Consider the following 24,872-nt stretch of genomic DNA (forward strand, 5'->3'; position numbering starts at 1 on the left):
ATGAGCGAGCGCATCTACCTGTTCACGCGCTTCGAGCGCTTCTGGCACTGGATGCAGGCGGCGCTGATCATCACGCTGCTGGTCACCGGTTTCGCCATCCACGGCAGCCATGGGCTGCTCGATTTCCGCACTGCGGTGGAGGTGCATGAGGTTGCGGCCTGGTTGCTGATAGGGCTCTGGGTCCTGGCGATCTTCTGGCACTTCACCACCGGGCAGTGGAAGCACTACGTCCCCACGCTGAGCAATATCGACCGCATGGTGAAGTACTACGCCTACGGCATCTTCACCGGCGCGCCGCACCCCTACAAGGTGACGGTCGAGCGCAAGCACAACCCGCTGCAGCGCATCGCCTACCTCGGTGTGAAGCTGCTCATCAATCCGCTGGTGTGGGTCTCAGGGCTGGTCTACCTGTTCTGGGGGCGGCTGCAGCCGCTGATGCCCGATGGCCTCGGCCTGCAGCAGGTGGCGCAGCTGCACACCCTGGGGGCCTTCCTGATGCTGGCCTTCCTGATCATCCACGTGTATCTGGCCACCGCCGGACACACACCGCTCGCCCACATCAAGGCGATGATCACCGGCTGGGAGGACGTGCACGACGAGGGCGGCGCCACCGCCAAGCCGGCCGCACCCGCCCGCCACTGAGGCGGTGAAGGCGGTTTGAGCAGGCCAACTTTTGCCTTGGATGAGGTCTAATGGTCTCCCCAAGCCCAGAGGAGTGTCCGCTGATGAAGCCCCCCCGCATCGTCGTGATGGCCGGCAGCCGCCGTGCCGAGGCCCTGTCCCGTCGTGTCGCCTTCGCCTGCGTACAGGCCTTGCAGGCGGCCGGTGCCGAAGTCGAGCATGTCGAGCTCGCCGACTATCCGGCGCCGCTCTACGATGGCGACCTCGAGGCGGCACAAGGGCTGCCGGACTGTATCGTGCGTCTTCAGCACATCCTGCATGCGAGCGATGGCCTGCTGGTGGTGAATCCCGAGTACAACGGCTCGGTCACGCCGCTGCTGAAGAACACGCTCGACTGGTGCTCGCGCCCCAATCCTGCGGACCGCGCGCGCTCGGGCGGCGCGGTGTACGCAGGACGAGCGGCCGCGGTGGTGGGCAGCTCGCCGGGCGCGCTGGGCGGGATGCGCGTGCTCTTCCATGTGCGCGACATCCTCGGCTATCTCGGCATGCAGGTGATCCCGCAGCAGCTCGCGGTCGCCAAGGCGGGCGATGCGGTGGGCGAGGACGGACGGCTGAAGGATGGCGCGCAACAGGCGATGCTCGAGGCGCTGGCGGTTGCGCTGGCCGACTGCGCGCGCCGGCTACGCGCCTGAACGCATGTCCGCTTCCCGCAGCGCCTGCAGCAGCTGTCGAGCCTGCTGCAAAACGCGCTCGGCTTCGTCCGCATCGAAATCGCTGGCGTAACGTTTCTTGACACCCTGTTCATTGAGCAGCATGTGGCGAGCGGGTTGCACGCCACGCTGGGCCAGACTGCTGCGGGTGCATTCGAGTGCACAGCCGTCGATGGCGAGGATGGGGCGGCCGGACTGAGCGATCCGCACCAGGTGCGGTACGTTGCCGCCGACCCCGGCGATGCAGGACATCTCGGCCTCGCCTTCGCGGTCCAGGCGCAGCGCGACGTGGTTCGCCATCTGCGCGGCACTGGAGCAGCCGGAGCAGGAGTAGACGAGGGGCAGGTCCTTCTTGCGCCCGGCCATGGCGGAGCCTCGCAGGTGCTGGTGACGGAAGCTGCCAGTTTACCCCGCTTCGGCCCGATGGGCGCGGCGTCAGCGCCGAGCCACTGCGGGCGCTCTCCGCTCAGCCGTTAGAATGCGCCGTCCCGCAACGCATTGAGCCGAGTCCACACGTGTCCTGCAGACGCCGCTTCCACCATGGCACCAACCCCGCCCGCGCTCAGAGCATCGCCGAGTTGCGCGCAATGGCTGCACGCCGGCTGCCGAACTTCTGCCTCGAGTATCTCGAGGGCGGTGCCGATGACGAGATCACGCTGTCGCGCAACCGCAAGGCGTTGGATGAGGTGCTGTGGTTGCCGCGCACCCTGGTCGATGTGTCGCAGCGTGAGCTTGCCGTGCCCTTGTTCGGCCAGGACAGTGCGCTGCCGATGGTGATCGCGCCAACCGGTTTCAACGGTTTGCTTGCGGATGGTGGCGACCGGGTGCTGGCCGAGGTTGCGCATGCGGCCGGGATCCCCTTCTGTCAGAGCATGGTGTCGACCGTCGCCCTCGAGGACATCGTTGCCACCGGGGTGCGGCACTGGATGCAGATCTACCCGTTCAAGGACCGCGACAACGTTGCTGCGGTGGTGAAGCGCGCCGAACTTGCGGGCTCGGAGGCGATCGTGCTTACCACCGACGCTTCGGTGTTCGGCAACCGCGAGTGGGACCGGCGCAATTACCGCGCACCGATGAAGCTGAACCTGTGCAACCTCATCGATGTGGCCTGGCATCCGCGCTGGGTGTGGGACGTGCTGGTGCCGCGCGGCATGCCGCGCTTTCGCAACCTGGGCAACTTGCCTGCGGGCATGGACAGTGCGCGCAACGCGGCGACCTGGCTTGCGGCGCAGATGGATACCTCGCTGACCTGGGACGATGTGCGCTGGCTGCGTGCACTGTGGCCGCGCAAGCTGTTGGTGAAGGGCGTCCTGATGCCCGAGGACGCATTGCACGCGCGCGACGCCGGGGCGGATGGCGTGGTGGTGAGCAACCACGGCGGGCGCCAGCTCGATACCGTGCCGGCCCCGATCGAGATGCTGGCCGCGGTGCGCGAGGCGGTGGGGCCCGACATGACGGTGATCGTCGACAGCGGCTTTCGCCGCGGCAGCGATTTCGTCAAGGCACGCGCACTGGGTGCGGATGCCGCGATGTCGGGCAGGGCGACGCTCTACGGCCTGGCGGCGGCCGGCCATGGCGGCGCTGCACGGGCGGTGGAGATCCTGCGCAGCGAAATGGCGCGCACCCTCGGCCTGATCGGCTGCGCACGCATGTGTGAGGTGGACGGGCGCTACGTCGGACGCGGCTGAAGCCGCCAGCTTTTATGCCGATTGCCCCGACAGTCCGTGGTTTACACGCCCCACACCACCGGGGTGCCCTCGCGCTGCGATTCTTCCAGCATGTTGAGCAGGGGCCAGGCGCGTTGGGCAAGGCCGACCGGGGCGTTCATGCCGCTGCGGCCGGCTTCCTTGTCGGCTTCGTCATCGTCTTCGGTGCGTCGGCGCTCGAGTTCGGCCTGGCGCTGGCGGTCCTCTTCGATCGCGGCCTTGAGGCGCGCGATGGCTTCGGGGATCTGCTCGACGGTGACGATGCCCTTGCCGTCGTCGGGGTCCTTGCCGAGGAGGGTGATGAGCCGCTTGGCGATGTCGCCGAACATGATCACGTCGGCACTGGCATTGGACTTGAAGGTGACCAGCATGGAATCCGTTCTCCTGATGTTTTACAGACCCTTGACCGCGTAGATGCCGGGCGCGTTGCGCCAGTAACCCTTGTAGTCCATGCCGCAGCCGAACAGGAAGCGGTCGGCGATGTCGAGGCCGGTGAAGTCGGCGCGCATGCCGGGCGTAGCCTTGCGGTCGTGGAGCTTGTGCACCAGCACGGCGGAAAGCACCTCGGCGGCGCCTTCTTCCTGCAGGTGCTCGATGATGGCCTTGAGCGTGTGGCCTTCGTCGAGGATGTCGTCGAGTACCAGCACGGTGCGGCCACGCAGGTCCTGGGTGGGGCGTACGCGCCAGTCGAGCAGCGTGCCCTGCAGTGCGTGGCCGTAGCGGGTGGCGTGGAGGTAGGCGACTTCGAGCGGGAAGGGCAGGCGCGGCAGGATGCGACCGGCGAGAATCAGGCCGCCATTCATCACCGCGTAAACGAGTGGGTTGCGCTCCCCCAGGCGGGCGGTGATCTCCGCTGCCATGCGGTCGAGTGCAGCTTCGACGGTGGCGTCGTCGGCCAGGCAGTCGGCTTCTTCGCGGGCGCGCTTGATTTGTTCGAGGTCGAGAGACATGTTCGGGGTCCTGGTGGGCGGTGACCGATCGGCTGGCCGGTCGCGCATTTTAGCGCCGACCACGCGTGGACGCTTGTGCGCGCTCCTGCGCCGCGGTAAAAGGTGCGGGTCTCCGCCCTTGCCTGGAATGCTGCCATGCCCATCCACGAAATCCGCCATCCCCTCGTGCGCCACAAGATCGGCCTGATGCGCGAGGCGGACATCAGCACCAAGAAGTTTCGCGAACTGACTGCCGAGATCGCACGCTTGCTCGCCTACGAGGCGTGCAAGGACTTCCCGCTCGAGGACGTGGAGATTCAGGGCTGGGCCGGGCCGGTGAAGATCGAGCAGATCAAGGGCAAGAAGGTCACTGTGGTGCCCATCCTGCGCGCCGGCCTGGGCATGCTCGACGGCGTGCTCGACATGGTGCCGAGTGCCAAGGTGAGCGTGGTCGGCATCGCGCGCAACGAGGAGACGCTGCAGCCAGCGCCCTACTTCGAGAAGTTCGTCGGCCAGCTCGATGAGCGCATGGCGTTGATCATCGACCCGATGCTCGCCACCGGCGGCTCGATGGTGGCGACCGTCGACATGCTCAAGCGCAATGGCTGTGCCCATGTACGTGCGCTCGTGCTGGTGGCTGCGCCCGAGGGGATTGCGCTGATGAACGCGCAGCATCCGGATGTGGATATATACACCGCGAGCATCGACAGCCACCTCAACGAGCACGGCTACATCATCCCCGGGCTGGGCGATGCCGGTGACAAGATCTTCGGCACCCGGCACAACTGAACGCCCGGCGGCGCTCCGGTGCCGTCCGTCATCGCCGTTTCATCCATAACGACAACCATGCCGGCGGTGCGGCGCGTTTGCTGCGAACGTCCGGCGGAGAACCTCCATGCGTGAAATTCCCATCCAGTCGGCCGATCCGCTGTGGCGGCAGGCCATCTCAGGCGCCCAGATCCTGTTCGTCGCCTTCGGCGCGCTCGTGCTCGTGCCACTGCTCACCGGGCTCAACCCGGCGCTTGCGTTGCTAGGCGCCGGGGTCGGTACCCTGCTGTTCCAGCTCATCACCGGGCGCCAGGTGCCGATTTTCCTGGGTTCGAGCTTTGCCTTCATCGCGCCGATCATCTTCAGCATCCAGACCTGGGGGCTGCCGGCGACCATGGGTGCGCTCGCCTGCGTGTCGCTGATGTACTTCCTCTTCGCCGGGGTGGTGTGGAGGCACGGCGCCGAGATCGTGCACCGCTACATGCCGCCGGTGGTGGTGGGGCCGATCATCATGATCATCGGCCTGTCGCTGGCGGCGGTGGGCGTGAACATGGCAATGGGGCGTTCGGGCGACGGCAAGATCGAACTCGTACCCTACGCGACGGCAATGACGGTGGCGGCGATCGCCTTCGGGGTGACGGTCATCGCCGCCGTGTTCGCGCGCGGCTTCCTCAAGCTGGTGCCCATCCTGTGCGGCGTCGGCGCCGGCTATGTGGCGGCGATCCTGTTCGGGCTGGTGGATTTCGGCGTGGTGGCGGCAGCCCCCTGGTTTGCGATGCCGCAGTTCGTGGCGCCGAGCTTCGAGCTGGCGGCCATCCTCTTCATGCTGCCGGTTGCGCTGGCACCGGCGATCGAGCACGTTGGCGACGTGCTCGCGATCGGCGGCGTGACCGGCAAGGACTACACCGAGAAGCCCGGCCTGCATCGCACGCTGGCCGGTGACGGCGTCGGCGTGTTGTTCTCCGGCCTGATCGGCGGGCCGCCGATCACCACCTACTCCGAGGTGACCGGCGCGGTCACGCTGACCAAGAACTACAACCCGGCGATCATGACCTGGGCTGCGGTGCTGGCCATCATCCTGGCCTTCTTCGGCAAGTTCAATGCGCTGCTGGCCTCGATTCCGGTGCCGGTGATGGGCGGCATCATGATGCTGATGTTCGGCTCGGTGGCGAGCGTGGGCCTGAACACCCTGATCAAGGCGCGCACCGACCTCGACGAGCCGCGCAACCTGGTGATCGTCTCTGCGGTGCTGGTGATGGGGATCGGTGGCCTGGCGCTGAACTTCGACGGCCTCACGCTGCAGGGCGTCAGCCTGTGCGGCGTTGTCGCCGTGGTGTTGAACCTGATCCTGCCGAATCGCCAAGGGCGCGCTTGAGCGCACGAAGCGCCAGCCGAAGCGCCGGCGCAAGCACCGGTAGCAGCGCGGCCGGTGTGCCGCGCAGGCGCTTGTAGAGCAGCCAGCCCAGCCAGGCGCGCTTGGCAATGCGCAGGCTGAGGCGGGGGCGGGCGGCGAGCAGGGCGAGGGCGCCGAGCGACAGCAGCGGGGCCTGTTCCTTGGCCCATGCGAAGTGTTCGCGCACACCGTCGACGCGGTCGAGGGTGGCGTCGACACCTTCCAGCCGCCAGGACAGGTCTGCGCGCTGGCTGGCGGCGCGCAACTGCAGGCGTTGCTTGCGCAGTGCGAGTTCGAGCGTGCGTGGATCCGTCCTCATGACAAGATCAGGCGTCCTCGTCGCGCCGCTGGACTGCCTGGCGGTCGCGCTTGAGTTCAGCCAGGCTGGCGGCAAACAGCTGGCTGCCGCGGCGCAGTTCGCGTGCGGCGTTGGTGGCGGCGAGCAGGCCGCCGCCCAGGCATGCCGCAGTGGCCACGCCGAGCGCCAGCAGGCGGTGTTCCTCCCAGAACAGCACGGTGAGGAAGATGAGCAGGAAAACCAGGCCGAAGCCGAGCAACAGGCCGCATAGCACGATGTTGAGCGCCACTGCGCTCAGTCGCAGCTTTTCTTCCTGCAGCTCGACCGTCAGTAGTTCGAGCCGGGTCTGCACCGTCTGCAGCCCGGCATCGATTGCGCCGCGCAGGGTTTCGGCCAGGCGCGGTCGACGTGGCTCGGCCATGGCGCCGTGCCTTAGCGCCGGCTCGAAAGCAGGCCGAGCAGGAAGGCGACGCCTGCGGCAATGCCCACCGCCTGCCAGGGCTTCTCATGTACGTAGTCGTCAGTGGCACGCGCCGCCTTGCGCCCGGTGTCGACGATGGCGTCTTCGGCATCCTTGAGGCGCTCTTTGGCGAGCGTCAGTCGTGCGCCGAGGCGGCCATGGACATCGGCTGCCTTGCCCTTGGCGTCATCTGCGGTCAGTTCGAGGAGCTCTTCGGCGTCGTTGATGAGGGTTCTGAGGTCCTCGATCAGCTTGTCCTTGGATGTGTCTGTGGTCGTGCTCATGATGGCCTCCTGAAGTTGAGTGACTACGACAATGGCGGACGATCGAAGGTTTCGTCGTCAAGGCTAGACCGATTGCGGGGTAATGGCAATTTCCCTAGCCCGTGGCGCTATTGCCATGTCGAATGCAGCGGTGTTGCGTCGCAGCAATTCGTGTAGCATCAGGTCAGACGCCGGCTTGCGATTCAGGGCCGTCGCTGCAGTGGAGGGACTGGCGGACCCTTGCAGCGCCGAGCGCCCCTACCCGGCTGCCATCACAGACCAAGATCGATATGCCTCCTTCGTCCGACATTGCCACTCAGCCCGTCGAGGTGCTGCCCGACTATCTCAGCCGGACGTACTCCTGGGCTTATCTCGATCCGCGCACCGTGCCCTGGCTCGATCGCTCGCCGGTCGTGTCTGCGATCCTGTGGGGTAACGCGGCCCGCCTCATGCGGTGGGCGGTTGCGCAGTTTGTGCCCGGCGAAACGGTGCTACAGGCCGCGTGCGTGTATGGAGGCTTCTCGCCGATGCTGGCGCGTCGGGTGGGGGAGCAAGGCCGTCTCACGGTCCTCGATGTAGCGCCGATCCAGGTTGATAACGTGCGCCGCAAGCTGGTCGGCTTGCCGCAGGCCGAGGCACGCGTGGCCGATCTCACCCGGCGGCAGGATGCGTGCTTCGACGCGGCGTGCTGCTTCTTCCTGCTGCATGAGGTGCCGGCGCGCGAGCGCCGGCTGATCGTGGCCAATCTGTTGGCTGCGGTTAGGCCGGGCGGGCGGGTCGTATTCGTGGACTACCATCGCGCCAGTGCTTGGCACCCCCTGCGGCCGCTCATGGGCCTGGTGTTCCGCTGGCTCGAACCGTTTGCGCAGTCGCTGCTCGACACACCCATCGAATCCCTGGCTGAGACGGCATCCGACTTTGAATGGCGCAAGCAAACCTGCTTCGGCGGGCTGTATCAGCTCGTCGTCGCCACCCGGCGCCAGGTTTCTGCGTGACGGTCGCGGTCTCTACAGAGACCAGTCGTAGTCGATCGTCAGCGGGGCGTGGTCGGAGAAGCGCTGTGCTTTGTAGACCGAGGCGTTCAGCGCTGCGGCGGCCAACTCCGGAGTGGCGATCTGGTAGTCGAGGCGCCAGCCCACGTTCTTCGCCCACGCCTGGCCGCGATTCGACCACCAGGTGTAGCAGTCGTCGGTGGCCTCGGGGTACAGACGGCGATAGACGTCCACCCAACCCTGCTCGTCGAACAGGCGGCTGAGCCAGGCGCGTTCCTCGGGTAGAAAGCCGGAGTTCTTCTGGTTCGATTTCCAGTTCCTGAGGTCGGTCTCGCGGTGGGCGATGTTCCAGTCCCCGCACACCACCACCTCCTGGCCGCTGGCGAACAGCGTCGCCATATGGGGAAGGAAGCGTTCCATGAAGGCGAACTTGATCTGCAGGCGTTCCTCCGAACTCGAGCCTGATGGCAGGTAGAGCGACACCACGGAGAGTTTGCCGAAGTCCAGCTGCAGGAAGCGACCCTCGGCGTCGATGTCGGCGATGCCCAGGCCTTCGATGACACGGTCTGGTGCGTGGCGGCTGTAGATGCCGACGCCGCTGTAGCCCTTCTTTTCGGCGTGGTGGAACCAGCCCTTGAGCCCCGCCGGCGCCCGCATTGCGTCGCTCAGGTCGCCCGCCTGAGCCTTGAGCTCCTGCAGGCAGACGAGGTCCGCCTGCTGGTCCGGGAGCCAGTCGAAGAGCCCCTTGGTCGCTGCCGAGCGGATGCCGTTGAGGTTGAGTGAGATGATGCGTAACATGGGCGGTTCTATGAATGACGCTGCGTGGCAGCCAGAAGAACGTGGATTTTAGCCGGGATTTCATCGAACTCGCCTGCCGCAAGGGGGTGTTGCGCTTCGGCGCCTTCGTCACCAAGGCGGGGCGCAACTCTCCTTACTTCTTCAACGCCGGCCTGTTCGACGACGGTGTGTCCTTTCGCGAGCTGTGCGGATTCTATGCGCGTACGATTCGCGCCTCGGGCGTCGCCTGCGACATGCTGTTCGGCCCTGCCTACAAGGGCATCCCGCTCGTGGCCGGCACGGCGATCCGGCTCGCCGAGGAGGGTGTCGACCTGCCGTTCGCGTTCAACCGCAAGGAGGCGAAGGATCACGGCGAGGGCGGAACGCTCATCGGCGCGCCGCTCAAGGGCCGCGTGCTGATCCTCGATGACGTCATTTCTGCGGGGACGTCGGTGCGTGAGTCGGTGGAGCTGATCCGTGCTGCTGGTGCGACGCCGGCTGGCGTCGTCATTGCGCTCGACCGCATGGAGCGTGGCAAGACTGCGCTGTCCGCCGTCGAGGAAGTGCGCGAAACCTTCGGCATTCCTGTCATTGCGGTGGCGACACTCGAGGACCTGATCGGCTACCTTGCCGGCAGCCCCGAACTGGCCGCGAACCTGGATGCGGTCAAGGCCTATCGGGATTTGTATGGAATCGCGTCGCGCTGAGACAGGTCTCGTCTTGCTCGCTTGCGCGCTCGTCCTCGCCGGAGTGCCGGGAGAGTCCGTAGCGCAGGCGGGCGGGCGTACGATCTACTGCTGCGACGTCGGTGGCCAACCGGTGTGCGGCGATATCCTGCCTGCAGCCTGCTATGGCCGGGCGTATCGCGAGATGAGCCCTTCGGGCGTGGTACGGCGCGTGGTAGCCGCGCCCTTGACGCCGGAGGAGATCGCCCGCCGTGCCGAGGTCGAGCGCCAGCACCGTGCTGCAGAGGCCGATCGCCAGCGCCAGTTGCGCCTGGATCAGGCGCTGCTCGAAACCTATCGCAGTCTGGACGACCTCGATAGCCGGCGCGACCGCGAACTGCGCGATCTCGACCGCAGCATCCGGGAACTGCGCGAGCGCGAGTCGGAACTCGTCAAGCGCCAGAGCGCACTGATCTCGGATGCGACCCAGACCGACGACAGCGCGGTTGCCGCCAGCCTCGAGGAAGACATCCGCACGCTGGATAGCGAGATCATTACGCAGTCGCGCGTGATCGCCGCGAAGTTGCGCGAGCGCAGCGCCGTGCTCGACCGCTTCGAGGAGCATCGGCAGCGCTACGTTGAGTTGATGGGGGCGCCCTCTGCCAATGGTGTGTCCCGCAATGGCAGGGGCGTGGTGCCAGGCTCGAACGACTGAGGGTTGGCGCGGCCTGTTGTCGCAAAACGAGGTCCAGCATGCTTCCTGGTGGTGCCACCGAAACACGCGTGCGTGCGGCTTGCCCGCATGACTGTCCCGATACCTGTGCGATGGAGGTCACCGTGTCGGGGGCTCGCGCCATCAAGGTGCGTGGTGCTGCCGACATGCCGTTCACCGATGGTGTGCTATGCACGAAGGTGGCGCACTACCTCGAGCGTGTGTACTCCGATCAACGCTTGCTGCATCCGATGAAGCGGGTCGGGCGCAAGGGGGAGGGGCGTTTCGAGCGCATCTCCTGGGATGAGGCGCTCGACACCATCGCCGCACGCTTTCGCGCCATCGCTGCGGACGATCCACGCTCGATCCTGCCTTACAGCTATGCCGGCACCATGGGCCTGGTGCAGGGGGAAAGCCTCGATCGCCGCTTCTTCCATCGCCTTGGCGCGTCGCTGCTCGACCGTACGATCTGCGCCTCCGCGGGGGCATTGGGCTGGAAGGCGACGGTGGGGGCCTCGATCGGGACGGACCCGGAAGCGGTCGCCGACGCAAGGCTGATCCTGATCTGGGGCGGCAATCCGGTGGTGTCCAACCTGCATGGCTGGCGCCATATCCAGGAGGCGCGGCGGCGTGGCGCCAAACTGGTGTGCATCGATCCACGGCGCTCGGAGACTGCCGCCAAGTGCGATGTCCATCTCGCACCCTGGCCCGGCACCGATGGTGCGCTCGCGCTGGCGATGATGCAGGTGCTGATCGCGGAGGACCGGCTCGATCACGACTACATCGCCCGTCATACCCTGGGCTTCGATGCGCTTGCCGAGCGCGTGCGTGCATTCACACCTGAATGGGCGGCGCCGCTGACCGGGCTGGACGCCAGCGTGATCCGCGACCTCGCACGCGAGTATGGTTCGACCACACCGACCCTGATCCGGCTGAACTACGGCCTGAACCGCTGCGCCGGCGGCGGCATGGCGGTGCGCAATATCGCCTGCCTGCCTGCGCTCACAGGGGCCTGGCGTCATGCAGCGGGTGGTGCCCTGCTGTCGACCTCGGGCAACTATCCCGTCGATGGCCATGCGTTGGCGCGCCCCGACCTTTATCCCCATGCCGCTGGGCGGCCGCCGCGCACCGTCAATATGGCCTTCATCGGCGAGGCGCTGCTCGAGGCCACCGATCCACCGATCCGGGCGCTGTATGTCTACAACGCCAACCCGGTGGCAGTGGCGCCCGACAGTAACCGGGTGAAGGCCGGCTTCGCGCGCGAGGACCTGTTCTGCGTCGTTCACGAGCTGTTCCAGACTGATACTGCCGACTATGCCGATATCCTGCTGCCGGCGACGAGCCAGCTGGAGCATCGCGATGTCCATACCAGCTACGGCCATCTCAACGTGGTGGCGAACATGCCGGCGATTGCACCTCTGGGCGAGGCTAAGCCCAACACCGAGGTCTTCCGCCTGTTGGCGGCGCGCCTCGGGCTTGCCCATCCCGCCCTGTTCGAGTCCGACGACAGCATCGCCGCCAGGGCTTTCCGGCAAGACGATGAGCGTGCCCGCGGCCTCGCACCCGAACAGCTCGCCGAACACGGCTGGGCGAGACTGAACCTTGCGAGCCCCTTCGTGCCGTTCGCCAATGGCGGCTTTCGTACGCCGTCGGGGCGCTGCGAGTTCCATTCCGGCTTGCTTGCCGGCCTCGGGCTCGACCCCTTGCCGGCCTGGCATCCGCCTGCCGAATCAGTGGTCAGCAATCCCGCGCTGGCGGCGCGCTACCCGCTGGCCCTGATCACGCCACCGGCACGCAACTTTCTCAACAGCAGCTTCGCCAACCTGCCGCGCTTCCGCGACGAGCAGGGCGGTCCCGTCCTCCAGATCCACCCCGATGATGCTGCTGGGCGCGGAATCGGCGACGGTCAGCGCGTACGCATCCATAATGACCGCGGCGAATTCCATGCGCGCGCCGTGGTGACGACCGGGGTCAGGCCGGGGGTCGTGGTCAGTCCCTCGGTGTGGTGGCACAAGCTGTCCGGCGACGGCAACAACGCCAACGCGGTGACGGCGTCCACGGCCACCGACATGGGCGGCGGGCCGATCTTCTACGATTGCCTGGTGGAGGTGTCTTGCGCATGAGCTCACATGAGGACGCGCTCGATGCCGTCGCCGGCTGCCTTGCCGAAGCGCAGCGCGTGCTCTTCATCACCGGTGCCGGGATCTCGGCAGATTCGGGGCTGCCGACCTATCGCGGCATCGGCGGTCTCTACCACGAGCGCCTTACCGAGGATGGCCTGAGCATCGAGCAGGCGCTGTCGGGCCAGATGATGGCTGCCCGACCGGCGCTGACCTGGAAATACCTGGCCGAGATCGAGGCCAGTTGCCGTGGCGCGCGGCCCAACGTCGCCCATGACATCATTGCCGCGCTCGAGCGCGAGCGTGGCGGGGTATGGGTGCTGACCCAGAACGTCGATGGCTTTCATCGCCTGGCGGGTTCGCGCAACCTGATCGAGATCCACGGCAACCTGCACCGCCTGCGCTGCACCGAGTGCCCGCACGCGCGCAGCCTGCCTGATTTCGAGGGCATGCAGATTCCACCCGCCTGCCCGGTTTGTGGCGGCGTGATGCGGCCCGATGTCGTGCTCTTCGGCGAGGCGCTGCCGACAGGCGCGGTGCAGCGGCTGGAGGCCCTGGTGATGCATGGGCTCGATCTGGTGGTGTCGATCGGTACGACCAGCGTCTTCCCCTACATCGCGGGGCCGGTGGTGCACGCCTGGCGCATGGGTGTGCCTACGGTGGAGATCAATCCGGGCGACACCGAGGTCAGCGCCATCGTTACCCATCGCCTGCGCATGCGGGCCGCGGAAGCCCTGCCGGAACTGTGGCGGCGCATGCGCCCGTGCGAGCCCGCCGAGGGCTGAGCCAGGACGCGAAACGGGCCGGGAGGCTCGCGCCCACCCGGCCCGCCCCTTCCTTTCCTGGTTTGTCCTAGAGCAGCACGCGCTCGATCCCGCCGTTGTTGGCCTTGGCGACGTAGTCGGGCAACCAGTTCTCGCCCAGCAAGTGTTTGGCCAACTCCACCACGATGTAGTCGGGTTCGATGCCGCCCGCATCGTTGGCGTAGCGGTGCATGCCCTGCAGGCAGCTCGGGCAGGAGGTCAGCATCTTCACCTTGGCGTTCGGGTCGTCACCACGCAGCTTGGCGGCGCCCTTCTCGATCTCCTCCTGCTTGCGGAAGCGCACCTGGGTCGAAATGTCCGGCCGTGCCACCGCCAGGGTGCCGGATTCACCGCAGCAGCGGTCGGACAGGTCGACACGCGTGCCCATCAGTTCGTTGGCGACCTTGATGCCGGAATGCACCTTCATCGGCGTGTGGCAGGGCTCGTGGTACATGTACTTCACGCCACTCACGCCTTCGAGCCTGACGCCCTTTTCCATCAGGTACTCGTGGATGTCGAGCAGGCGGCAGCCGGGGAAGATCTTCTCGAATTCGTATTTCTGCAGCTGGTCCATGCAGGTGCCGCAGGACACGATCACGGTCTTGATGTCGAGGTAGTTCAGCGTGTTGGCGACGCGGTGGAAGAGCACGCGGTTGTCGGTGGTGATCTTCTGGCCCTTGTCCTCTTCGCCGGCCGCGGTCTGCGGATACCCGCAGCACAGGTAGCCCGGCGGCAGCACGGTGTGCGCGCCGACGTGGTAGAGCATGGCCTGGGTCGCGAGACCCACCTGGCTGAACAGGCGCTCCGAGCCACAGCCCGGGAAGTAGAACACGGCCTCGGAGTCGCCATTGGCCTTCTGCGGGTCGCGGATCACCGGGATGACCTTGTCGTCCTCGATGTCGAGCAGCGCGCGGCTGGTCTTCTTGGGCAGGTTGCCGGGCATCGGCTTGTTGATGAAATGGATCACCTGGGCCTTGATCGGCGCCTTGCCGAGCGTGGCCGGCGGCGTCTTCACCTGCGGCTGGATGAGGCCGAACTTCTTGCCCATCTCATGCGCCCAGCGCTGCGCCTTGTAGCCCCAGTCCATCATGCCGACGCGCATCGCCTTGATGGTCGCCGGATCCTTGATGGTGAGGAAGGCCATCGCCGCGGCCTTGCCCGGGTTGAAGGACTTCTTGCCCTGCTTGCGCAGCAGGTTGCGCATCTTGATCGACACGTCGCCGAAGTCGATGTCCACCGGACAGGGTTTCTCGCACTTGTGGCAGATCGTGCAATGGTCGGCCACGTCCTCGAACTCGGCCCAGTGCGCGAGCGATACGCCACGGCGGGTCTGTTCCTCGTAAAGGAAGGCTTCGATCAGCAGCGAGGTGGACAGGATCTTGTTGCGCGGGGAGTAAAGCAGGTTGGCCCGCGGCACGTGGGTCGAGCACACCGGCTTGCACTTGCCGCAGCGCAGACAGTCCTTGATGTCGTGGGCGATGTCGCCAACGTCGGTCTGCTCCATGATGATGGACTCATGGCCCATCAGGTTGAAGCTGGGGGTGTAGGCGTTGTCGAGGTTGCCCTTGATCGGGCCCTTGCGCATGAGCTTGCCGCGGTTGAATCGACCGTCCGGGTCGACCTTGGCCTTGTAGTCCCAGAAGCTCGCCATCTCCTCGTCGGTGAGGTAGTCGAGCTTGGTGATGCCGATGCCGTGCTCGCCGGAGATCACGCCGTCCAGGCTGCGTGCCAGCGCCATGATGCGGTCGACCGCGCGGTTGGCGGTCTGCAGCATCTCGTAGTGGTCGGAGTTGACCGGCAGGTTGGTATGCACGTTGCCGTCGCCGGCATGCATGTGCAGGGCGACGAAGACGCGACCGCGCAGGATTTCGCGGTGGATCTCGGTGATGCGCGCGAGGATACGGGCGAACAGGGCGCCGTCGAAGATCTGCTCGAGCAGCGGGCGCAGTTCGGTCTTCCACGACACGCGAATCGAGTAGTCCTGGAGGCGGTGGAACAGCACAGGGTTGGCGGCGCGATTCGATAGCTCGGCGGCTTCGATGCCATAGGCCTCGAAGTGGCGCTCGGCCTCGGCCAGCGGCATGTCGAGGTTGTCGAGCAGCCACTGCCAGCGTTGGCGCACCTTGGCGACCTGTTCCAGCGCCTGGGCGCGGTGGTCGGCGATCAGGGTGTCGCTGTCGACCTCCGCGTCCTTCACGTCAAGCGGCAGTTCGCCGCCGAGGAACTCGGTGAGAGCGTCGCAGAGCTGGATCTTGTTCTGCGTCGACAGTTCGATGTTGATGCGCTCGATGCCGTCGCAGTACTCGCCCATGCGCGGCAGCGGGATCACCACGTCTTCGTTGATCTTGAACGCGTTGGTGTGGCGCGAGATGGCCGCGGTACGGCTGCGTTCCAGCCAGAAACGCTTGCGCTGCTCGGGGCTGACGGCGATGAAGCCTTCGGCGCCGCGGCTGTTGGTCATGCGCACGACCTCGGAGGCGGCGCTCATCACCGCGTTCTCGTCGAAGCCGACGATGTCGCCGATCAGCACCATCTTCGGACGGCCATGGCGCTTGGCCTTGGTGGCGTAACCGACGGCCTTGACGTAGCGTTCGTCGAGGTGCTCGAGGCCGGCCAGCAGCACGCCGGCAGCGTTGCCGGCGCCGCCCGGCTTGAAGTAGTCGGTGATTTCGACGATGGCCGGCACCGCCTCGCGCACCTGGCCGAAGAACTCCAGGCACACGGTGCGGGTGACAGGTGGCATCTTGTGCAGTACCCAGCGGGCGGCGACGATCAGACCGTCCGTGCCTTCCTTCTGCACCCCGGGAATGCCGCCCAGGAACTTGTCGGTGACGTCCTTGCCCAGGCCGTCCTTGCGGCAGTGCGCGCCTGGCATCGAAAGCAGCTCTTCGCCCAGCGGCCTGTAGCTGAGACCGTCGAAGCGGCGCAGGCGAAAGCGCGCGGTGTGCTGCTCGTGGATCTTGCCGAAATTGTGATCGAGGCGTTCGACTTCAAGCCAGTTGCCGTCGGGCGTGACCATCTTCCACCACGCCAGGTTGTCGAGCGCAGTGCCCCACAGCACGGCCTTCTTGCCGCCGGCGTTCATGGCGATGTTGCCGCCCACACAGGACGCGCTGGCCGAGGTCGGGTCGACCGCGAACACGCGGCCCGCCAGCCCCGCGGCTTCGGAGACGCGCTCGGTGACCACGCCGGCGCCGGTACGGATGGTGGCGTAGGGCGTGGCCATCGGCTGACCGTCGGCATCGGGAAGGGTCAGCTCCTCGACCGTGCCGATGGAGATCAGCTTCTCGGTGTTGATGACCACCGAGTTGGCGTCGAGCGGCACTGCGCCGCCGGTGTAGCCGGTGCCGCCCCCGCGCGGGATGATGGTCAGGCCCTGGGCGATGCATTCGCGCACTAGCGGCGCCATTTCCTCTTCGGTGTCGGGGTAGAGCACCACAAAGGGGTACTCGACGCGCCAGTCGGTGGCATCGGTGACATGCGAGACACGGGCGTGGCCGTCGAAGCAGATGTTGTCGCGCCGGGTGTGCCTGGACAGCGCCTTGAGCACGGCCTTGCGCCGGCGTGCGGTGTCGTCGAACCAGCGCTCGAAGTCGGCCACGGCTTCACGGCCGCGCGCGATCAGCATCGCCACGCGGTCGTTGCCCTGGCGGCGCTTGTCGACCTCGGTCAGGCGATGGTTGAGCGCGCCGATGAGTGCCTCGCGCCGCTCCCGGCTGGTGAGCAGGTCGTCTTCGAGATAGGGGTTGCGACGAACGACCCAGATGTCACCCAGGACCTCGTAGAGCATTCGCGCCGAGCGGCCCGTGACGCGCTCGGCGCGCAGTTCGTCGAGCACGGCCCAGGCATCGGTGCCGAGCAGCCGGATGATGATCTCGCGGTCGGAGAACGAGGTGTAGTTATAGGGGATTTCGCGCAGGCGTTGGGTCATGGGGCTACCGGAGGGGCTGCTGCAGGGGACCTTAGATTCTAGCGAACCGCAGTGCACCATGCAGCAAAAAACAAGACCTTATCGCCGAAGTGGCTTAGCGGCACGCGGGTGGACAAGCCCGTCGCGCCCCGCGGCTCGGGATCGTGGTGGCTGTTTCAAGGCTTGCGCGCAGCACTGAGTGCGATCTCGATGCGCCAGCCCGGATCGACCAGGCCCGCGACCCTGACGCATGCGCGCGAGGGTGCTGAGCCCGCTGGAAGCCAGGCCTCCCACACCGCGTTCATGCCTGCTACGTCCGCAAGGTCGGTGATGTAGATCGTTGCCGTCAGGATGCGCGAGCGGTCGCTGCCATGCGCGCTGAGCTGGCGCTCCAGACTGTCGAGGATCTCCCGGGTCTGCTGTTCGATCGGCCCGGTACTGCTCGGGACCTCGACGAGGTGGATCACGTCGCCGTAGATGACGGCGTCGGCATAGCGGGCGGTGACGCCGTGGCGTTCGATGTCGGACATGGGGCTCCCGGCTGAGTTGGCCAAACTCAAAGTATATGCGAGCCCGGGTGAGGGTGCTCGCTGAGCGCCGATATTGACATGGGCATATGACAAACGCAGAATCGTGGAACGCATTTCGCGTACAACTATGGAGCGTTGTCCATGAAGACTCTTCTCTCTGCCGGCCTGGTTGCCCTGGCCCTGACGTCCCTGAGTGTCGGTGAGGCAATGGCCAATCCGCAGCACGAACGCATGAAACGGTGCAATGCCGAGGCCAAGGAGCAGGCGCTCAAGGGTGATGAGCGCAAGGCGTTCATGAGCACTTGCCTGAAGGGTCGGCACGGTCCGGCCGCTGAGGATGCCGAGTCCGCCGCGGCGCCGGCTGCCAAGCCGGCGCTTGGTGATGAGGCGGCCGTGGAGCGCTCGGGCGCGCCCCTGGCTGCAACGGGTGAGGCGGTGGATGAAAAAGCGCGCACCCAGGCCTGCAATCAGGCCGCAACCGAGCAATCGCTCAAGGGGGCCAAGCGCAAGGCCTTCGTCAGCGAGTGCATGAAGGGGTGAGCGCGGGGCGCCGGCCTTGCGCCGGCGCAGTGCCGCCAGGGCGACGCTTCAGACGATGTCGAAGAAGACGAGGTCACGTTCGACCTCGTTGGCGGAGAAACCGCAGCCGATGCGGCCCTGTCCGTTGAGGACGATGCGGTCCTGCTTGATGCAGCGCTCGGCTTCGTTGTCGAGGGTGATGAAGGTGCCATTCGTGCTCTGGTCGAACAGCACGAACCCCTCTCTTCTGCGCTCGATGCGCGCATGCTGCCTGGAGGCGCGCGGGTCCATTATGGTGATGTCGTTACCGAGTTCGCGCCCGAGCAGCAGCACCGGGCGATGCTCCTCGACGAACAGCACGTCCTGCTGGTGACGCAGGCGCAGGCGCTGGGAGACGCGTGCGGCCGCCGGAATGGAGGTGATCAGCGGGCTGCGCAGGCCGATGCTGAAAACCTGGACGCCGAGCCGTGCAAAGGCGGGCCCGCCAAGTGCGCGCGTGCCGAGCAGCGCACGCGCGGCGCCGCCGAGCAGCATTGTGACGGCGGCAGAGGCGAGGGCTTGCTCGGGTTCGCACAGGTTGCCGATCTGGGTGGCGAGCGTAATGCCTTCACCTGCCGTGCGCCCGCCGTCAAGGTCCACCACGCCGTAGTGCAGGCCGATCCGCACCGGTTGTCGCGCGCCGCGCAGTGGCGGCAGCCCATGTATGCGCTGCAAGGCGTCGCTGGCTGCCAGTACCGCCGAATCGCAGCGTTCGAAGACCGCGACCGTGGTGTCGGTCTCGGCGACCAGGATCTGCGCACTGTGAGCCGCGAGTGCGCGCTCGATGCGGTTCGCACAGCGTTCGGCCGCGTGCAAGGCCTCCTGCTCGCCCAGTTGGGCTGCCAGTTGCCCATCGCTCGGATGAAGGGCAACGAAGACGCAGAGGTTCTTGCGCTCCGACATCAGTCGTCGGCCCCGGGCATCATCAGGCGGATCGTGGCGCTTGCTGGCTGGGGCAGTTCAAGGGGGTCGAATGCGGTGTCGCCTTCCTCGACCACGGTCTGGCGGGTGAGACCGACGAAGTCGAACAGCCTCGAGTCGGCCAGGTGCGAGGGCACGACGTTCTTGAGTGCGGTCGCCAGCGATTCGATACGGCCTGGATGCTCGCGTGCCCAGCCCTGCAGCATGGTCTTGATCTGCTTGCGCTGCGCGTTCTCCTGCGAGCCGCACAGGTTGCAGGGGATGATGGGGAAGTCCATTGTGCGCGCGAAGCGGGCGATGTCGGCCTCGGTGCAGTAGGCAAGCGGGCGGATCACGACATGGTTGCCGTCGTCGCTGACCAGCTTGGGTGGCATGGCCTTGATCTTGCCGCCGAAGAACATGTTGAGGAACAGGGTCTCGAGCATGTCATCGCGGTGGTGGCCAAGTGCGATGCGGGTCGCGCCGATCTCTTTCGCCGTGCGGTAGATGATGCCGCGGCGCAGGCGCGAACACAGCGAACAGGTGGTCTTGCCTTCGGGGATCTTGTCCTTGACGATCGAATAGGTGTCCTCGGTGACGATGCGGTACTCGACGCCGATCGACTCGAAGTACTGCGGCAGGACGTGGTCCGGGAAGCCGGGCTGCTTCTGGTCGAGGTTCATCGCCACGATGCGGAAATCCACCGGGGCGCGCTCGCGCAGCGCGAGCAGGCATGACAGCAGGGTGTAGGAGTCCTTGCCGCCGGAAACGCACACCATCACGGTGTCACCGTTGCCGATCATGTTGTAGTCGCCAATGGCCTCGCCCACACCGCGCTCGAGCTTCTTCTTGAGACGCAGGAAGGTATTGGAGTAGCGGGTGTCTGTCTCGCCGGTGCTGGCAGGGCGGGACTCGACGGGGGCAAGGGCAGCGGTCACGGCAGAAGCTCGATCAAGGTTCAGGGTCGCGAAATTATACCCTTGTCAAGAAGTTCTGCCTCAAAGATGTGCACTCCGCCCGCCGTCAACGGCGATGATCTGTCCGGTGATGTAGGGCGCATCGAAAAGCAGAAAGCGCACCGTGCGGGCGATGTCCGCGGCGCTGCCCACGCGCTTGAGCAGGGTGTGATCGATGATCTGCTGGCGTTCCGCAGGCGAGAACTGTTCGTCCTCCGGCCAGTCGATGGGCCCCGGCGAGACGCCGTTGACGCGCACCTGCGGTGCGAGCTCGATCGCCAGCGCGCGCGTCAGCGCGGCCAGCCCGGCCTTGGCCGCGCAGTACAGCGGGTAACGCTGCAATGGACGCTCTGCATGGATGTCCACGATGTTGACGATCGCGCCCGATGTCGCTCGCAACGCTGGAGCGAGCGCCTGGGACAGAAATAGCGGGCCCATCAGGTTCGAACCCATCAGTTCGTCCCATGCCGCGCGGTCGATGCTGCCAAGCGGTGTTGGGAAAAAGCTCGAAGCGTTGTTGACCAGGCCGTCCACCCTCGTGCCGCGTGCAAGCACTTGCGCGGCGATGTCCTCGGCGGCGCCGAAACGGGCAAGATCGCCGGCGACAGTGAATGCGGAGTCGGGGCGCGCAGCGTTGAGCGCTGCCGCGAGGGTTTCTGCGGCGTCGGCGCTGTGGCGGTAGTGCAGCGCCACGTTCGCGCCTGCAGCGTGCAACTCGCGGGCGATCTCGGCGCCGACGCGGCGTGCAGCGCCAGTGACGAGGATGAGGGGTGTCTCTGCGGCGTGGTGGGGGGCGTGTTGTGGTGGGGTCATCGCTCGGTCAACTGGGTTGTGCGGGCAGCGCTTACAATCGCGAACTTTAGTCGCACCGGATCAAGCCTGTCATGTCATCCCTGCCCGAACCGTCCGCCGAGGCGCGCGCCCAGAGTGCGCGCCTGCTCGAACTGATTGCCGCCGAGATCGGCCGCAGCGGGGGCTGGGTGCCCTTTTCGCGCTACATGGAACTGGCCTTGTATGCGCCGGGCCTGGGTTATTACAGCGGCGGCGCGAGAAAGTTCGGGCCCGGGGGCGATTTCATCACCGCTCCCGAGCTGACCCCGCTGTTTGGCCAGGCGCTCGCGACCCAGGTCGAGCAGGGCATGCGTGCGAGCGCGATGGCGCTGATCGAGGTCGGAGCGGGCACAGGCTTGCTCGCCGCGGACATGCTGCTCGAGCTCGAGCGCCGCGCTTGCCTGCCCGACACCTACGAGATCCTCGAGCTGTCGGGTGAGCTGCGTGAACGCCAGTTCGATACCCTGGCCACGCGGGTGCCCCACCTGGCCAGCCGCGTGCGCTGGCTGGACGCGCTGCCCGACCGCTTTGCCGGCGTGGTCGTGGCCAACGAGGTGCTCGATGTGATGCCGGTGCATCTGGTCGTCTCGCGCGCGCAAGGCCTGTTCGAGCGTGGCGTGGCGCTCGCCGCCGACGTCCCGGGCGCGAGCAGGCTGTGCTGGGCGGACCGCCCTGCCAGTGGCGCCGTGCTCGCAGGTGCGCAGGCGCTGGACCTGCCGGTGCCGGAGCAGGGCGAGTACGTGACCGAACTCAACCTGGCCGGCAACGCATGGGTGGCGGCCTGGGCCGAGCGCATCGAGCGTGGCCTGATGCTGCTGATCGATTACGGCTATCCGCGCGCCGAGTACTATCTGCCCTCGCGCTCGGGCGGCACGCTGCTGTGCTATTACCGCCACCACGCCCACGGCGACCCCTTCCTGTGGCCCGGGCTCAATGACATCACCGCCTTCGTCGACTTCACCGCAGTCGCCGAGGCAGCGTATGGGGCCGGCCTGGATGTGCTCGGCTATGCCAATCAGGCGCAGTTCCTGTTCAACTGCGGTGTGCTCGATTGCCTCGAGCGACGCGGTGCGCGCGAGAGCGCGGACTACATCCGCGCCGCACGTGCCGCGCAGCGGCTGACGGCGCCGCATGAGATGGGCGAGCTGTTCAAGGTGCTCGCGCTCGGGCGCGGCGTCGAGCCGCCACTGCAAGGGTTTGTCCGCGGCGATCGCCTGCACACGCTGTGAGTGTGCGCAGGCGTTAAAGGCTGCGCTCGATCAACCAGGCTTCGACGCGGCGCGCGACCTGCTCCCAATCCTGCTCCAGCATCATGCCGTGGCCCATGTCCGGGAAGATCTCTGCCTGGCGGCCGTAGGTGGATGCCGTCATGTGCACCTGGTCGGGTGGGATGAGCGCATCGTGGCGGGCGCCGAGGATGAGCATCGGCGGCTGGTGCATGCGCGCGGGTTGGGGCAGGTTGAACAGCGACATGTCCCAGATCGCGCGGTGGGACTCTGGCTGGCTGAGCGTGTAGTAGCGGCGCAGGTCGGCCGCATCCACCGGCTGGTGGAAGAGGGCTTCGCGCAGGCTGTCGATGTTGACGTCGTTGCCGGTCATGATGGCGTTGAGGTCGGAGAGCAGCGTCGGACGCTTCAGCATGAGGCCGAAGGCCGAGCCCATCAGGCCCTGGGGCGGAACAGAGGCCATCAGCACGGTCGCGGGCGCGTCGTATTGCTCCAGGTACTTCTGCACCACCATGCCGCCCATCGAGTGGCCGATCAGCACGGGTGCAGCGGGCAGGCGGGCGACGACCTCGGCGACGTCGCGCACGTAGTCGTCGATCGAGTACGAGTCGAGCAGCGCGCGCTTGCGGCTTGCCCCGTGTCCGGACAGCGACAGCGCATAGGCGGCCCAGCCGCGTTCTGCGAACCAGGGCAGGAAGTGCTCTTCCCAGCACCAGGCCGATATGTAGGCGCCGTGAATGAAGAGCAGCGGCGTGTCATGCGTGGGGCGCGCGGGTGCGTGGCACAGCACCTCGAGTTCGCCGAAGCGGGTGGCGTTCATGCGGAATCCTTGCTGTCGAGGGCCTTCACGGCCGCCACGCGGGCGGCGTGCAGGGCTTGCGGGATCGATGCCTTGTCCCGGCAGTTGCGGGCGATTGTACCCGCGTCGATGCTGCGGACCGCGTGAAGCACTGCCTCCCAGCGCAACAAGGGCGGCCAGTCGGCAGGGGCTGTGATGGTGCCGGCGCCGGCGCCGCGTCCGCTATGGTCGCAGGCTGCGCCCTGGAGCATGAGCAGGAAGCGTTCCGGCCTGCGCAGCGCGTCGCAGCGCTCGATCAGCTTGACCATGGTGTCTGCGCGCAGCACTGCGGCCTGGCCAAGGATGCCGTGCTCGCGGGCGAGCATCTCGGCAAGGTCGCGGCAGTCCGCCGGTGCCTTCAGGCGTTCCGAGACTTCGCGCGCACGGCGGGTGCTCGCTGCCTCGTGGCCGTAGTGATGCGGCAGGACGTGCGCGGGTGTGTCGCCCTTGCCCAGGTCATGAAGCAGACAGGCCCAGCGCACGGCGAGTGGCTGGCCGCTGGTGGCGGCCTGGTCGATCACCATCAGCACGTGCTCCCCGGTGTCGATCTCGGGGTGGTACTTCGCTGGCTGCGGAATGCCGAACAAACGGTCGAGTTCGGGGAGGAGGCGGGCGAGCGCACCGCTCTCGCGCAGGACGCGGATCATGCGCGAGGGGCGCTGCTCCATCAGACCGCGGGCAAGTTCCTGCCACACGCGCTCGCTCACGAGGTGGTCGACTTCACCTGCTGCCACCATTTGCCGCATCAGTGCCAGCGTCTCGGGAGCGACGCTGAAGTCGGTGAAGCGGGCCGCAAAGCGTGCGACGCGCAGGATGCGCACGGGGTCTTCGGCGAAGGCCGGAGAGACATGGCGGAAGACGCGGGCCTCGAGGTCGGCGACGCCGCCGCAGGGGTCGATCAGCCGACCGTCGTGGTCGCGCGCGATGGCGTTGATGGTGAGGTCGCGACGCAGCAGGTCCTGTTCGAGGGTGACATCGGGTGCGGCGTGGCAGACGAAGCCGGCATAGCCGTGGCCTGACTTGCGTTCGGTGCGCGCGAGCGCGTATTCCTCCTGGGTCTGCGGGTGCAGGAAAACCGGGAAGTCGCGTCCCACAGGCCTGAAGCCCTCGGCCAGCATCGCCTCTGGCGTGCTGCCTACAACGACCCAGTCGCGATCCTTGACCGGCAGCCCGAGCAGGGCGTCACGTACCGCCCCGCCAACGACATAGGCCTGCATCAACCGTACAGATCCTCTTCGGGAATGGACTCGGTCTCTGCACGTGCGGCGGCGGCCCAGTCCTGCATGTGGGGATTGGCGAGCAGGGTGGCGAGGTAGTCGCCGGCATCGCCTTCAGGCTTGACGCCGTAGGTCTGGAAGCGGAAGGCGACGGGGGCGTAGGCGGCGTCGGCGAGGCTGAAGCGGCCAAACAGATAGGGACCGTCATGGCCGAAGCGGCTGCGGCAATCGTTCCAGATGGCGACGATGCGGGCGATGTCGGCATCGACCTCGGGGCTGTGGCCGAAGCCGGTGTAATCCTTGCGGACGTTCATTGGCATGCGGCTGCGCAGGTTCTGAAAGCCGGCGTGCATCTCGGCCGTCACTGCACGGGCGATCGCGCGTGCGGTGGGGTCGGTGGGAAGCAGGGCTGGCTGCTTCTCGGCGAGGTACTCGCCGATTGCCAGCGAGTCCCACACCGCGAAGCCATGGTCGTTCAGGCAGGGCACCTTACCCGAGGGCGAATGCGACAGGATGCGCTCGCGGCTGCCGGGGATGAACAGCGGGATGCGGATTTCCTCGAAGGTGAAGCCGCCCTCGCGCGCCGCCAGCCAGGCGCGCAGGGACCAGGACGAATAGTTCTTGTTGCCGATGATGAGCTTCATCGCGGACTCCGGGTCACGGTGGTGGAAAATGGCAGCAGCGGCGCC

27 protein-coding genes are annotated in these 24,872 nt (G+C 66.7%); 12 read left to right on the forward strand and 15 right to left on the reverse strand.

Going from position 1 to position 24,872, the window contains the following annotated elements; all coding sequences use genetic code 11:
* Both C662_RS16230 and C662_RS16235 read left to right on the forward strand, forming a co-directional pair.
* A complete protein-coding gene (locus tag C662_RS16230) occupies window positions 1-642 on the forward strand; it encodes a cytochrome b/b6 domain-containing protein (protein WP_002931495.1) in 642 nt (213 codons plus the stop codon).
* Between the two features lie 83 nt (window positions 643-725).
* Entirely contained in the window at window positions 726-1,313 is a 588-nt protein-coding gene (locus tag C662_RS16235) for an NADPH-dependent FMN reductase (protein WP_002931496.1), read from the forward strand.
* Here the strand turns inward: C662_RS16235 and C662_RS16240 are convergent.
* A complete protein-coding gene (locus tag C662_RS16240; RefSeq protein WP_002931499.1) occupies window positions 1,302-1,697 on the reverse strand; it encodes a putative zinc-binding protein in 396 nt (131 codons plus the stop codon). The genes C662_RS16235 and C662_RS16240 overlap by 12 nt on opposite strands.
* 149 nt (window positions 1,698-1,846) lie before the next feature.
* Here C662_RS16240 and C662_RS16245 point away from each other — a divergent pair, with 149 nt between their 5' ends.
* The gene (locus C662_RS16245; RefSeq protein WP_198291909.1) at window positions 1,847-3,019 is read left to right on the forward strand and encodes an alpha-hydroxy acid oxidase; all 1,173 of its coding nucleotides are present in this window, start codon (window positions 1,847-1,849) and stop codon (window positions 3,017-3,019) included.
* A 41-nt stretch (window positions 3,020-3,060) separates the two neighbouring features.
* Here the strand turns inward: C662_RS16245 and C662_RS16250 are convergent, their stop codons facing one another.
* Window positions 3,061-3,408: a DUF1840 domain-containing protein gene (locus C662_RS16250; protein ID WP_002931501.1), complete on the reverse strand. Its 348-nt coding sequence runs from the start codon at window positions 3,406-3,408 to the stop codon at window positions 3,061-3,063.
* Window positions 3,409-3,429: 21 nt separating this feature from the next.
* Window positions 3,430-3,987, reverse strand: a complete 558-nt coding sequence (locus tag C662_RS16255) for a hypoxanthine-guanine phosphoribosyltransferase (RefSeq protein WP_002931502.1) — start codon at window positions 3,985-3,987, stop codon at window positions 3,430-3,432.
* A gap of 135 nt (window positions 3,988-4,122) precedes the next feature.
* Between C662_RS16255 and upp the strand changes: the two genes are divergently transcribed.
* Window positions 4,123-4,755, forward strand: a complete 633-nt coding sequence (gene upp, locus C662_RS16260; protein WP_002931503.1) for a uracil phosphoribosyltransferase — start codon at window positions 4,123-4,125, stop codon at window positions 4,753-4,755.
* A gap of 106 nt (window positions 4,756-4,861) precedes the next feature.
* Window positions 4,862-6,109, forward strand: a complete 1,248-nt coding sequence (locus tag C662_RS16265) for a uracil-xanthine permease family protein (RefSeq protein WP_002931504.1) — start codon at window positions 4,862-4,864, stop codon at window positions 6,107-6,109.
* On the opposite strand, the gene C662_RS16270 is transcribed toward C662_RS16265, so the two are convergent.
* From C662_RS16270 to C662_RS16280, 3 genes are read right to left on the reverse strand one after another with little or no spacing between them, the layout of a single operon-like run.
* Window positions 6,042-6,446 carry a YqjK family protein gene (locus C662_RS16270; RefSeq protein ID WP_002931505.1) on the reverse strand — a complete coding sequence of 135 codons (405 nt, stop codon included), beginning with the start codon at window positions 6,444-6,446 and terminating at the stop codon, window positions 6,042-6,044. The two genes, C662_RS16265 and C662_RS16270, sit on opposite strands and share 68 nt — an antisense overlap.
* A gap of 7 nt (window positions 6,447-6,453) precedes the next feature.
* Complete coding sequence (locus C662_RS16275) at window positions 6,454-6,846, reverse strand: phage holin family protein (protein ID WP_002931506.1); 393 nt, start codon at window positions 6,844-6,846, stop codon at window positions 6,454-6,456.
* Between the two features lie 11 nt (window positions 6,847-6,857).
* A complete protein-coding gene (locus tag C662_RS16280; RefSeq protein WP_002931507.1) occupies window positions 6,858-7,169 on the reverse strand; it encodes a DUF883 family protein in 312 nt (103 codons plus the stop codon).
* A 269-nt stretch (window positions 7,170-7,438) separates the two neighbouring features.
* On the opposite strand from C662_RS16280, the gene rquA reads away from it, so the two are divergent.
* Window positions 7,439-8,143: a rhodoquinone biosynthesis methyltransferase RquA gene (gene rquA, locus C662_RS16285; RefSeq protein WP_002931509.1), complete on the forward strand. Its 705-nt coding sequence runs from the start codon at window positions 7,439-7,441 to the stop codon at window positions 8,141-8,143.
* A 12-nt stretch (window positions 8,144-8,155) separates the two neighbouring features.
* Here rquA and C662_RS16290 read toward each other — a convergent pair whose 3' ends face one another.
* Window positions 8,156-8,938 carry an exodeoxyribonuclease III gene (locus C662_RS16290; RefSeq protein ID WP_002931510.1) on the reverse strand — a complete coding sequence of 261 codons (783 nt, stop codon included), beginning with the start codon at window positions 8,936-8,938 and terminating at the stop codon, window positions 8,156-8,158.
* 41 nt (window positions 8,939-8,979) lie between these two features.
* On the opposite strand from C662_RS16290, the gene pyrE reads away from it, so the two are divergent.
* From pyrE to C662_RS16310, 4 genes are read left to right on the forward strand one after another with little or no spacing between them, the layout of a single operon-like run.
* Window positions 8,980-9,624 (forward strand): orotate phosphoribosyltransferase, encoded by a 645-nt coding sequence (gene pyrE / locus C662_RS16295; protein ID WP_002931511.1) that lies wholly within the window; start codon window positions 8,980-8,982, stop codon window positions 9,622-9,624.
* The gene (locus tag C662_RS16300; RefSeq protein WP_002931512.1) at window positions 9,605-10,297 is read left to right on the forward strand and encodes a hypothetical protein; all 693 of its coding nucleotides are present in this window, start codon (window positions 9,605-9,607) and stop codon (window positions 10,295-10,297) included. The genes pyrE and C662_RS16300 overlap by 20 nt, the downstream gene beginning before the upstream one ends.
* A 38-nt stretch (window positions 10,298-10,335) precedes the next feature.
* Window positions 10,336-12,417, forward strand: a complete 2,082-nt coding sequence (locus tag C662_RS16305) for a molybdopterin-containing oxidoreductase family protein (RefSeq protein ID WP_083485775.1) — start codon at window positions 10,336-10,338, stop codon at window positions 12,415-12,417.
* Complete coding sequence (locus C662_RS16310; protein WP_002931514.1) at window positions 12,414-13,199, forward strand: NAD-dependent deacylase; 786 nt, start codon at window positions 12,414-12,416, stop codon at window positions 13,197-13,199. The genes C662_RS16305 and C662_RS16310 overlap by 4 nt, the downstream gene beginning before the upstream one ends.
* Before the next feature lie 67 nt (window positions 13,200-13,266).
* Here C662_RS16310 and C662_RS16315 read toward each other — a convergent pair whose 3' ends face one another.
* Together C662_RS16315 and C662_RS16320 are read right to left on the reverse strand one after the other, a co-directional pair.
* The gene (locus C662_RS16315) at window positions 13,267-17,148 is read right to left on the reverse strand and encodes a DUF3683 domain-containing protein (protein ID WP_002931515.1); all 3,882 of its coding nucleotides are present in this window, start codon (window positions 17,146-17,148) and stop codon (window positions 13,267-13,269) included.
* A 155-nt stretch (window positions 17,149-17,303) separates the two neighbouring features.
* Window positions 17,304-17,657 carry a RidA family protein gene (locus C662_RS16320; RefSeq protein WP_002931516.1) on the reverse strand — a complete coding sequence of 118 codons (354 nt, stop codon included), beginning with the start codon at window positions 17,655-17,657 and terminating at the stop codon, window positions 17,304-17,306.
* A 141-nt stretch (window positions 17,658-17,798) separates the two neighbouring features.
* On the opposite strand from C662_RS16320, the gene C662_RS16325 reads away from it, so the two are divergent.
* A complete protein-coding gene (locus tag C662_RS16325; RefSeq protein WP_002931518.1) occupies window positions 17,799-18,197 on the forward strand; it encodes a PsiF family protein in 399 nt (132 codons plus the stop codon).
* Window positions 18,198-18,245: 48 nt separating this feature from the next.
* Here the strand turns inward: C662_RS16325 and C662_RS16330 are convergent, their stop codons facing one another.
* The 3 genes from C662_RS16330 to C662_RS16340 are packed head-to-tail and all read right to left on the reverse strand — an operon-like array spanning window position 18,246 to window position 20,884.
* Window positions 18,246-19,118 (reverse strand): FHA domain-containing protein, encoded by an 873-nt coding sequence (locus C662_RS16330; RefSeq protein ID WP_002931519.1) that lies wholly within the window; start codon window positions 19,116-19,118, stop codon window positions 18,246-18,248.
* Window positions 19,118-20,053, reverse strand: a complete 936-nt coding sequence (ttcA, locus tag C662_RS16335; RefSeq protein ID WP_002931520.1) for a tRNA 2-thiocytidine(32) synthetase TtcA — start codon at window positions 20,051-20,053, stop codon at window positions 19,118-19,120. Before ttcA ends, C662_RS16330 begins: the two co-directional genes overlap by 1 nt.
* 60 nt (window positions 20,054-20,113) lie before the next feature.
* On the reverse strand, window positions 20,114-20,884 hold the full coding sequence (locus tag C662_RS16340; RefSeq protein ID WP_002931521.1) for a pteridine reductase: 771 nt from the start codon (window positions 20,882-20,884) through the stop codon (window positions 20,114-20,116).
* Window positions 20,885-20,955: 71 nt separating this feature from the next.
* Between C662_RS16340 and C662_RS16345 the strand changes: the two genes are divergently transcribed.
* Window positions 20,956-22,131 (forward strand): class I SAM-dependent methyltransferase, encoded by a 1,176-nt coding sequence (locus tag C662_RS16345; protein WP_002931522.1) that lies wholly within the window; start codon window positions 20,956-20,958, stop codon window positions 22,129-22,131.
* A gap of 13 nt (window positions 22,132-22,144) precedes the next feature.
* On the opposite strand, the gene C662_RS16350 is transcribed toward C662_RS16345, so the two are convergent.
* From C662_RS16350 to C662_RS16360, 3 genes are read right to left on the reverse strand one after another with little or no spacing between them, the layout of a single operon-like run.
* Complete coding sequence (locus tag C662_RS16350; RefSeq protein WP_002931523.1) at window positions 22,145-22,948, reverse strand: alpha/beta hydrolase; 804 nt, start codon at window positions 22,946-22,948, stop codon at window positions 22,145-22,147.
* Window positions 22,945-24,183, reverse strand: coding sequence for a multifunctional CCA addition/repair protein (locus C662_RS16355; protein WP_002931524.1), 1,239 nt, complete (start codon window positions 24,181-24,183; stop codon window positions 22,945-22,947). Before C662_RS16355 ends, C662_RS16350 begins: the two co-directional genes overlap by 4 nt.
* Window positions 24,183-24,827: a glutathione S-transferase family protein gene (locus tag C662_RS16360; RefSeq protein ID WP_002931525.1), complete on the reverse strand. Its 645-nt coding sequence runs from the start codon at window positions 24,825-24,827 to the stop codon at window positions 24,183-24,185. The genes C662_RS16355 and C662_RS16360 overlap by 1 nt, the downstream gene beginning before the upstream one ends.
* Window positions 24,828-24,872 lie beyond the last annotated feature (45 nt).

This window comes from Thauera sp. 28 (assembly GCF_000310145.2).
Taxonomy (GTDB): Bacteria; Pseudomonadota; Gammaproteobacteria; order Burkholderiales; family Rhodocyclaceae; genus Thauera; species Thauera mechernichensis.

Excerpts from the sequence above, each read along its gene's own strand:
- C662_RS16230 (WP_002931495.1), top strand. The coding sequence starts at position 1 with ATGAGCGAGCGCATCTACCTGTTCACGCGCTTCGAGCGCTTCTGGCAC.
- C662_RS16235 (WP_002931496.1), top strand. The coding sequence starts at position 726 with ATGAAGCCCCCCCGCATCGTCGTGATGGCCGGCAGCCGCCGTGCCGAG.
- C662_RS16240 (WP_002931499.1), bottom strand. The coding sequence starts at position 1,697 with ATGGCCGGGCGCAAGAAGGACCTGCCCCTCGTCTACTCCTGCTCCGGC.
- C662_RS16250 (WP_002931501.1), bottom strand. The coding sequence starts at position 3,408 with ATGCTGGTCACCTTCAAGTCCAATGCCAGTGCCGACGTGATCATGTTC.
- C662_RS16255 (WP_002931502.1), bottom strand. The coding sequence starts at position 3,987 with ATGTCTCTCGACCTCGAACAAATCAAGCGCGCCCGCGAAGAAGCCGAC.
- upp (WP_002931503.1), top strand. The coding sequence starts at position 4,123 with ATGCCCATCCACGAAATCCGCCATCCCCTCGTGCGCCACAAGATCGGC.
- C662_RS16265 (WP_002931504.1), top strand. The coding sequence starts at position 4,862 with ATGCGTGAAATTCCCATCCAGTCGGCCGATCCGCTGTGGCGGCAGGCC.
- C662_RS16270 (WP_002931505.1), bottom strand. The coding sequence starts at position 6,446 with ATGAGGACGGATCCACGCACGCTCGAACTCGCACTGCGCAAGCAACGC.
- C662_RS16275 (WP_002931506.1), bottom strand. The coding sequence starts at position 6,846 with ATGGCCGAGCCACGTCGACCGCGCCTGGCCGAAACCCTGCGCGGCGCA.
- C662_RS16280 (WP_002931507.1), bottom strand. The coding sequence starts at position 7,169 with ATGAGCACGACCACAGACACATCCAAGGACAAGCTGATCGAGGACCTC.
- rquA (WP_002931509.1), top strand. The coding sequence starts at position 7,439 with ATGCCTCCTTCGTCCGACATTGCCACTCAGCCCGTCGAGGTGCTGCCC.
- C662_RS16290 (WP_002931510.1), bottom strand. The coding sequence starts at position 8,938 with ATGTTACGCATCATCTCACTCAACCTCAACGGCATCCGCTCGGCAGCG.
- C662_RS16300 (WP_002931512.1), top strand. The coding sequence starts at position 9,605 with ATGGAATCGCGTCGCGCTGAGACAGGTCTCGTCTTGCTCGCTTGCGCG.
- C662_RS16305 (WP_083485775.1), top strand. The coding sequence starts at position 10,336 with ATGCTTCCTGGTGGTGCCACCGAAACACGCGTGCGTGCGGCTTGCCCG.
- C662_RS16310 (WP_002931514.1), top strand. The coding sequence starts at position 12,414 with ATGAGCTCACATGAGGACGCGCTCGATGCCGTCGCCGGCTGCCTTGCC.
- C662_RS16315 (WP_002931515.1), bottom strand. The coding sequence starts at position 17,148 with ATGACCCAACGCCTGCGCGAAATCCCCTATAACTACACCTCGTTCTCC.
- C662_RS16320 (WP_002931516.1), bottom strand. The coding sequence starts at position 17,657 with ATGTCCGACATCGAACGCCACGGCGTCACCGCCCGCTATGCCGACGCC.
- C662_RS16325 (WP_002931518.1), top strand. The coding sequence starts at position 17,799 with ATGAAGACTCTTCTCTCTGCCGGCCTGGTTGCCCTGGCCCTGACGTCC.
- C662_RS16330 (WP_002931519.1), bottom strand. The coding sequence starts at position 19,118 with ATGTCGGAGCGCAAGAACCTCTGCGTCTTCGTTGCCCTTCATCCGAGC.
- C662_RS16340 (WP_002931521.1), bottom strand. The coding sequence starts at position 20,884 with ATGACCCCACCACAACACGCCCCCCACCACGCCGCAGAGACACCCCTC.
- C662_RS16345 (WP_002931522.1), top strand. The coding sequence starts at position 20,956 with ATGTCATCCCTGCCCGAACCGTCCGCCGAGGCGCGCGCCCAGAGTGCG.
- C662_RS16350 (WP_002931523.1), bottom strand. The coding sequence starts at position 22,948 with ATGAACGCCACCCGCTTCGGCGAACTCGAGGTGCTGTGCCACGCACCC.
- C662_RS16355 (WP_002931524.1), bottom strand. The coding sequence starts at position 24,183 with ATGCAGGCCTATGTCGTTGGCGGGGCGGTACGTGACGCCCTGCTCGGG.
- C662_RS16360 (WP_002931525.1), bottom strand. The coding sequence starts at position 24,827 with ATGAAGCTCATCATCGGCAACAAGAACTATTCGTCCTGGTCCCTGCGC.